Annotated in this window: 15 protein-coding genes; all 15 read right to left on the reverse strand. The window is 42.0% G+C overall.

The genetic code is table 11. The features are described 5' to 3' along the window. Positions 1-193 precede the first annotated feature (193 nt). Positions 194-940, reverse strand: a complete 747-nt coding sequence (gene map / locus CJU60_RS20365; RefSeq protein WP_044153406.1) for a type I methionyl aminopeptidase — start codon at positions 938-940, stop codon at positions 194-196. Beyond that, the gene (locus CJU60_RS20370) at positions 937-1,590 is read right to left on the reverse strand and encodes an adenylate kinase (protein ID WP_010332780.1); all 654 of its coding nucleotides are present in this window, start codon (positions 1,588-1,590) and stop codon (positions 937-939) included. Before CJU60_RS20370 ends, map begins: the two co-directional genes overlap by 4 nt. Before the next feature lie 54 nt (positions 1,591-1,644). After that, positions 1,645-2,940, reverse strand: coding sequence for a preprotein translocase subunit SecY (secY, locus tag CJU60_RS20375; protein WP_044153408.1), 1,296 nt, complete (start codon positions 2,938-2,940; stop codon positions 1,645-1,647). A 1-nt stretch (position 2,941) separates the two neighbouring features. After that, positions 2,942-3,382, reverse strand: a complete 441-nt coding sequence (gene rplO / locus CJU60_RS20380) for a 50S ribosomal protein L15 (protein ID WP_003225819.1) — start codon at positions 3,380-3,382, stop codon at positions 2,942-2,944. A gap of 30 nt (positions 3,383-3,412) precedes the next feature. After that, entirely contained in the window at positions 3,413-3,592 is a 180-nt protein-coding gene (gene rpmD / locus CJU60_RS20385; protein WP_003156497.1) for a 50S ribosomal protein L30, read from the reverse strand. A 13-nt stretch (positions 3,593-3,605) separates the two neighbouring features. Beyond that, positions 3,606-4,106 (reverse strand): 30S ribosomal protein S5, encoded by a 501-nt coding sequence (gene rpsE / locus CJU60_RS20390; RefSeq protein ID WP_003156493.1) that lies wholly within the window; start codon positions 4,104-4,106, stop codon positions 3,606-3,608. A 24-nt stretch (positions 4,107-4,130) separates the two neighbouring features. After that, complete coding sequence (gene rplR, locus CJU60_RS20395; RefSeq protein WP_044153410.1) at positions 4,131-4,493, reverse strand: 50S ribosomal protein L18; 363 nt, start codon at positions 4,491-4,493, stop codon at positions 4,131-4,133. Between the two features lie 32 nt (positions 4,494-4,525). After that, complete coding sequence (rplF, locus tag CJU60_RS20400) at positions 4,526-5,065, reverse strand: 50S ribosomal protein L6 (RefSeq protein WP_010332777.1); 540 nt, start codon at positions 5,063-5,065, stop codon at positions 4,526-4,528. Positions 5,066-5,094: 29 nt separating this feature from the next. Further along, entirely contained in the window at positions 5,095-5,493 is a 399-nt protein-coding gene (gene rpsH / locus CJU60_RS20405) for a 30S ribosomal protein S8 (RefSeq protein ID WP_010332776.1), read from the reverse strand. A 31-nt stretch (positions 5,494-5,524) separates the two neighbouring features. After that, a complete protein-coding gene (gene rpsN / locus CJU60_RS20410) occupies positions 5,525-5,710 on the reverse strand; it encodes a 30S ribosomal protein S14 (RefSeq protein ID WP_003156488.1) in 186 nt (61 codons plus the stop codon). A 22-nt stretch (positions 5,711-5,732) separates the two neighbouring features. Continuing rightward, entirely contained in the window at positions 5,733-6,272 is a 540-nt protein-coding gene (rplE, locus tag CJU60_RS20415) for a 50S ribosomal protein L5 (RefSeq protein WP_044153413.1), read from the reverse strand. A 25-nt stretch (positions 6,273-6,297) separates the two neighbouring features. Further along, positions 6,298-6,609, reverse strand: coding sequence for a 50S ribosomal protein L24 (gene rplX / locus CJU60_RS20420; RefSeq protein ID WP_003156486.1), 312 nt, complete (start codon positions 6,607-6,609; stop codon positions 6,298-6,300). Between the two features lie 36 nt (positions 6,610-6,645). Further along, positions 6,646-7,014: a 50S ribosomal protein L14 gene (gene rplN, locus CJU60_RS20425; RefSeq protein ID WP_003225805.1), complete on the reverse strand. Its 369-nt coding sequence runs from the start codon at positions 7,012-7,014 to the stop codon at positions 6,646-6,648. 41 nt (positions 7,015-7,055) lie between these two features. Continuing rightward, the gene (gene rpsQ, locus CJU60_RS20430; protein WP_003178345.1) at positions 7,056-7,319 is read right to left on the reverse strand and encodes a 30S ribosomal protein S17; all 264 of its coding nucleotides are present in this window, start codon (positions 7,317-7,319) and stop codon (positions 7,056-7,058) included. A 22-nt stretch (positions 7,320-7,341) separates the two neighbouring features. Continuing rightward, the coding region (gene rpmC, locus CJU60_RS20435; protein ID WP_095714785.1) for a 50S ribosomal protein L29 at positions 7,342-7,426 on the reverse strand (85 nt) is incomplete at its 5' end.

The raw sequence follows: 7,426 nt of genomic DNA on the forward strand, positions 1-7,426 counted from the left end.
GGGTTAAATGATTGATATTCTATTTCTTAGGAGAATGAAATGTACGCTTTTCTCCGTCTGCTATTAGTACATGATGATTACAATTCCACCGACAACCGACAACGGCAAGATGAATTCGTTCCTGCCAATGTTAAACCGAACCTTCTGCCCTATCAAGCCGGAAAAACATCTGCCTTCGGAATGATGTCATCATCTAGACTTTTGTCAGTATATCAAAACCCGTTTCCGTAATCGCAATTGTATGTTCAAAATGAGCACACTTTTTCCCATCTACCGTTACAACCGTCCAGTTATCAGCCAAAGTTTTCACATAGCGGCTGCCAGCGTTCACCATAGGTTCAATAGCGAGAACCATGCCAGGTTTAAGCCGTGGTCCTTTGTTGGGCGGACCGTAATGAGGAATTTGCGGGTCCTCATGCAAGTCTTGACCAACACCATGTCCGACATACTCCCTAACAACTGAAAACTGCTCATTTTCGACATACGTTTGTATTGCGTGGGAAATATTCGACAAACGTTCACCTGGTTTTGCTTCCTGCAAGCCTTTATATAAAGATTCCTCTGTCACTTCCAGAAGTTTTTTATCATCATCACTGATGTTTCCTACCGGATATGTCCATGCAGAGTCACCATGATAACCATTTAATTTAGCACCGATATCAATACTGATGATGTCACCGTCACGCAGCACCCTGCTGCCAGGAATGCCGTGAACGAGCTCTTCATTCACTGATACGCAAATGCTCCCGCGAAACCCATTATACCCCTTAAAAGATGGGATTGCACCCTGCTTCTTAATAAAACGTTCGGCAATTTGATCCAATTCTTTTGTCGAGATTCCTGGTTTAATGTGCTTTTTTAACTCTTCGTGAGTCAAAGCCACGATTCGCCCTGCTTCCCGCATGATACCAAGTTCACGTGGGGTTTTACAGATAATCATTTTTTTAATCCTCCAAGAAGATCCTTCACATCTGCATAAACATCTTGAATGTCCTGCTGGCCATTCACGTTTACAAGATAACCTTTCTCAGAATAGAAATCGAGTAAAGGCTGAGTCTGCTTCATGTTTACCTCAAGCCGTTTAGAGACTGTTTCCTCATTATCATCTGCCCGTTGATAGAGTTCGCCTCCGTCTTTATCACAAACACCCGGCGTTTTCGGCGGATTAAAGACTAAATGATAGGTTGTGCCGCAAACACTGCAAATTCTGCGTCCAGTCAGACGTTCCATTAAAGAATCTTTATCAACTTTAATGTTAATGACATAATCAATCGGCTTGCCGTATTCTTCAAGAATTTCTTCAAGAGCTTCGGCTTGAGCGACTGTTCGCGGAAATCCGTCCAGAAGAAAACCTCTTTCACAATCATCTTTGCCAAGTCTTTCTTTGACAATTCCAATTGTGACTTCATCAGGTACGAGCTCTCCCTTATCAATATAAGATTTTGCTTCGAGTCCGAGTGATGTTTCCTCTTTCATAGCAGCACGGAACATATCTCCTGTTGAGATGTGAGGTATTCCATAATCCTCAACAATTCGTTCGCCCTGTGTACCTTTACCGGCACCAGGAAGCCCCATTAAGACTAAGTTCATTCGGATTTCCCCCGTCCTCTCTTAATTAAGAGGGAATGGATAAATCCATTTCCTCTAGTTTTTCATAAATCCACGGTAGTTTCGTTTCACCAACTGGCTTTCTAGTTGTTTCATTGTCTCCAAGGCTACCCCGACAACAATTAACAAAGATGTTCCGCCAATTTGTGCACTTTGAGGCAATCCAGCGAATTGAATGAAAAAGATAGGAAGAATGGAAATCACGGCTAAGAATAAAGCACCCACAAACGTAAGTCGATACAAAATGCTCGTAATTCTATCTTGAGTCATTTTCCCTGGACGAACCCCCGGGATATAGCCACCCTGTTTTTTAAGGTTATCAGCCATTTGTTCAGGATTAACCTGGACAAAAGCATAAAAGTACGTAAAGGCAATAATTAACGCAACATATATAGTCATCCCCACCGGATGTGTATTGTCAAAGTTGGCTTGAATCCACTTTGTCACATCGTTTGTTCCAAAGAATGACGCGATCGTACGCGGTGTTATTAAAAACGCAACCGCAAAGATTACTGGAATAACACCGGCAGGATTCACTTTCAATGGAAGGTGAGTAGACTGACCTCCGCCAGCAGGTGAACGACCTGTGCCTTTAGCATATTGAATCGCAATTTTCCGTACAGCTTGCTGAATGAAAATAACTCCAACAATAACTGCTAAAATCGCAATCACAAGAAGAGCGACTTTCACAATATGAATAAACAGCTGATCGTTGCTGCCGACAAATTGAGTCTCATATATTTGTCCAACCGTTTTCGGAATACTAGACACAATCCCCGCGAAGATAATGATCGATATTCCGTTGCCTACTCCATGAGAAGTGATTTGTTCTCCAAGCCACATTAAAAAGGCAGTTCCGCCAGTGAGTACTAAAGCGATAATCAGATATGTGGATACGCCGGATTTTTCAATCAGCAATCCGTTAGCCAAATTGTTAAATCCGTATGACATACCCAACGCTTGGATAAATCCAAGGACAATCGTAAAGTATCTTGTGAACTGAGCCAATTTACGGCGGCCGACTTCACCCTGCTTAGACCACTCAGTAAACTTCGGCACAACATCCATCTGAAGCAGCTGGATGATGATTGAAGCTGTGATATAAGGAGTAATCCCCATTGCGAAAATAGAGAATTGGTAAAGCGCACCGCCGCCAAATGTATTAAGAAGATCAAATACTCCCATTTGAGACTGTGCCTGTAACACATCAGCGTTAACATACGGCACAGGAATAAACGCACCTATGCGAAAGACGATAAGCATGAGTAAAGTGAATATGATTTTATTCCGGATATCACTCACACGCATAAAGTTGGAGATTGTTTTAAACAAGTTAGATCACCTCAGCTGTACCGCCAGCAGCTTCAACAGCTTCTTTCGCAGAAGCAGAGAATTTATTGGCTTTTACAGTTAATTTTTTCTCTAATTTACCGTTGCCAAGAATCTTTACTCCTGCATTAAGTTTGCTTATAACACCAGTCTCAAGAAGAAGTTCAGGAGTGACTTCCGTTCCTTCTGCAAAACCGTTCAATTTGTCTAGGTTGACTACAGCGTATTCCTTACGGTTAATGTTAGTAAAACCGCGTTTAGGAAGTCGTTGGAATAAAGGCATTTGTCCCCCCTCGAACCCTGGGCGTACACCGCCGCCAGAACGAGCGTTTTGACCTTTGTGACCTTTACCAGCTGTTTTACCGTTGCCAGAACCAATACCACGACCTACGCGATTACGCGTTTTGCGTGAACCTTCTGAAGGTTTTAATTCATGAAGTTTCATTAGGACACCTCCTTATCCGATCAATTATTTTTATTGTTCTTTAACAGAAACTAAATGAGATACTTTATTAATCATACCACGAATCGCAGCGTTGTCTTCATGAACAACAGTTTGGTTTGTTTTCTTTAAACCAAGTGTTCTCACAGTAACGCGTTGATCTTCCGGGCGACCGATTACACTTCGTTTGAGGGTAATTTCTAATTTAGCCATTAATATTCCCTCCTTATCCTAACAGTTCTTCTACAGATTTTCCACGAAGCTTCGCAACCTCTTCAGCACGCTTAAGTTCACTTAAGCCTTGAAGTGTTGCACGAATCATGTTGATCGGTGTGTTAGAACCTAAAGACTTAGAAAGGATGTCAGCTACACCAGCAAGCTCAAGTACCGCACGTACAGGGCCTCCAGCGATAACTCCAGTACCTTCAGAAGCAGGTTTTAACAAGATGTTACCTGCACCGAAACGTCCGATGATTTCATGTGGAATTGTAGTTCCAACCATTGGTACTTCAATTAAATTCTTTTTCGCATCTTCAACAGCTTTGCGGATCGCTTCTGGTACTTCTTGTGCTTTACCAGTACCGAATCCTACGTGTCCGTTTTTGTCACCGACAACGACTAGAGCTGCGAAGCGGAAACGACGACCACCTTTAACAACTTTCGCTACGCGGTTAACCGTAACTAAGCGTTCTTCTAACTCTAATTTGCTTGGGTCAATACGACGCATAATCATGTGTCCCTCCTTCTTTTATTAAAATTTAAGTCCAGCTTCACGAGCGGCATCAGCCAAAGCTTTTACACGTCCATGGTATAAGTATCCGCCACGGTCAAATACTACGTCAGAAACGCCTTTTTCAGCAGCGCGTTTTGCAACTAATTCTCCAACTTTAGCAGCAGCTGAAGTATCTCCAGTGCTTTCAACGTTCAAGTCTTTATCGAGAGTAGATGCACTAGCAAGTGTTACACCATTTACATCATCGATGATTTGAGCGTAAATGTGCTTGTTTGAACGGAAAACGTTAAGACGCGGTCTTTCAGCAGTACCAGAAAGTTTAGCGCGAACACGAGCGTGTCTTTTAAGACGAGCAGCATTTTTGCTAGTTTTCGTAATCATCTAGGTCACTCCTTTCTTCACTTTAAGCGATCTTACTTAGCAGATTTACCTTCTTTACGGCGAACAACTTCACCTTCGTAGCGGATTCCTTTACCTTTGTAAGGCTCTGGAGAACGGACAGCGCGAATGTTAGCAGCAATAGCTCCTACACGTTCTTTGTCTGTACCTTTAACGACTACTTTAGTTTGAGAAGGAACTTCGATATCGATGCCTTCTTCAGGGACGATCTCAACAGGGTGAGAGTATCCAACGTTTAAAACAAGTTTATTTCCGGATTTAGACGCACGGTAACCGACACCGACTAATTCCAAACCTCTTTCAAATCCTTTAGATACGCCTTCCACCATGTTGCCAAGCAGACTGCGAGTCGTACCATGCAGGGCACGGTGCTCTTTTTGATCAGAAGGACGAGCGACTGTAAGCACATTGTCCTCTATTTTAATCTCCATATCAGGGTGAAACGTACGAGTTAATTCTCCTTTTGGTCCTTTCACAGCTACAGTATTGTTATCGTTTAACGTTACTGTAACATCAGAAGGAATCTCAAGTAGCTTCTTACCTACACGAGACATACCAAACACCTCCATTCATGTTAAACTTTTTACCAAACGTATGCTAATACTTCTCCACCAGCTTGTTTTGCACGGGCTTCTTTGTCCGTTAAAACGCCATGTGATGTAGAAAGAATTGCGATTCCTAGACCGTTAAGTACACGCGGTACTTCATTAGATTTAGCATAAACACGCAAACCAGGTTTGCTGATTCTTTTAAGACCAGTGATTACGCGCTCGTTATTTTGTCCGTATTTCAAGAAAACGCGGATGATACCTTGTTTACTGTCTTCTACGAACTCAACGTCACGAATGAAACCTTCACGCTTTAAAATTTCAGCAATTTCTCTTTTCAATTTAGAAGCAGGAATTTCAAGCTTCTCATGACGTACCATGTTTGCATTACGAATACGAGTCAGCATATCTGCAATTGGATCTGTCATAACCATTATATAATTACCTCCTTCCCTTTCTTGGGGATTACCAGCTGGCTTTTTTCACGCCAGGAATTTGTCCTTTATATGCAAGCTCACGGAAACAAATACGGCAAAGTTTAAATTTACGAATGACTGAATGCGGACGTCCGCAGCGTTCACAGCGAGTGTACTCTTGTACTTTAAACTTTGGTGTACGTTGTTGTTTCGCAATCATTGACTTCTTAGCCACGATTTCGCCTCCCTTTCATTGATTATTTCTGGAACGGCATACCTACTTGAGTTAATAGCTCACGAGCCTCTTCATCAGAATTAGCAGTCGTTACAATAACGATGTCCATTCCGCGAACCTTTGTTACTTTATCGTAGTCAATTTCAGGGAAGATTAACTGTTCTTTGATACCAAGTGTGTAGTTACCGCGACCGTCGAAAGATTTTTTAGAAACCCCGCGGAAGTCACGTACACGCGGTAAAGATACAGAAATAAGTTTATCAAGGAAATCATACATGCGCTCTCCGCGAAGAGTTACTTTCGCACCGATAGGCATTCCTTCACGAAGACGGAATCCAGCAATTGATTTCTTCGCACGAGTAACGACAGGTTTTTGACCTGCGATAAACGTTAATTCTTCAACAGCACTGTCGATTGCTTTTGCGTTTTGAACAGCGTCACCAACACCCATGTTGATTACGATTTTTTCAATTTTAGGCACTTGCATAACTGAGTCATAGTTGAACTTAGTCATTAAAGCAGGTGCAATTTCTTTATTGTACTTTTCTTTAAGGCGGTTCATGAGATAGACCTCCCTTCCTTTAATACTATTTATCTAGAACTTGCCCAGATTTTTTTGCTACACGAACTTTTTTGCCATCTTCCACTTTGTATCCTACGCGAGTCACTTCACCTGTTTTAGGATCGAGCGGCATAACGTTTGATACATGAATTGGCGCCTCTTGATTAGAAATACCGCCTTGAGGGTTAGCTTGAGTTGGTTTAGAGTGTTTCTTTACCATGTTAACTCCTTCAACTAAAACGCGGTCCTTTTTAGGGAAAGCAGCAAGGATTGTTCCTTGTTTGCCTTTATCTTTACCAGAGATAACCATAACTTTATCGCCTTTTTTTACATGCATCCTGATCGCACCTCCTTGAATAAGGCATTTATTTCATTAGATAACTTCTGGAGCTAGAGAAACAATTTTCATAAAGTTGTTTTCACGCAATTCACGAGCAACTGGTCCGAAGATACGAGTTCCACGCGGGCTCTTGTCGTCACGGATGATAACACATGCATTCTCATCGAAGCTGATGTATGAACCGTCACTTCTGCGCGCTCCGCTTTTAGTGCGAACGATAACAGCTTTTACGACTTCACCTTTTTTGACAACGCCTCCTGGTGTTGCTTGTTTAACCGTGCAAACAATTACATCACCAATGTTAGCTGTTTTACGACCAGAACCACCAAGAACTTTAATAGTAAGTACTTCACGTGCGCCAGAGTTGTCAGCTACTTTTAAACGAGTCTCTTGTTGAATCATTATTTGTTACCTCCCTTCGGAAAAAAGAATTCCGAACTTTATTAGATAATAACAGCTTCTTCGACAACTTCAACTAGACGGAAACGCTTAGTTGCAGACAATGGACGAGTTTCCATGATCTTTACGATGTCACCGATTTTCGCTTGATTATTTTCATCATGTGCTTTGAATTTCTTTGAGTATTTTACGCGTTTACCGTAAAGTGAATGTTTCTTGTATGTTTCAACAACAACAGTGATGGTTTTATCCATTTTGTCAGAAACAACACGGCCTTGGTAAACTTTGCGTTGGTTACGTTCGCTCATGCTCACGACCTCCCCTCAGTGATTATTTATTAGCAGCAATTTCTCTTTCACGAATCACAGTTTTCATGCGCGCGATAGCTTTGCGCACTTCACGAATGCGAGCAGTA

Source organism: Bacillus sp. 7705b (assembly GCF_002289525.1).
GTDB classification, from domain to species: Bacteria; Bacillota; Bacilli; order Bacillales; family Bacillaceae; genus Bacillus; species Bacillus halotolerans.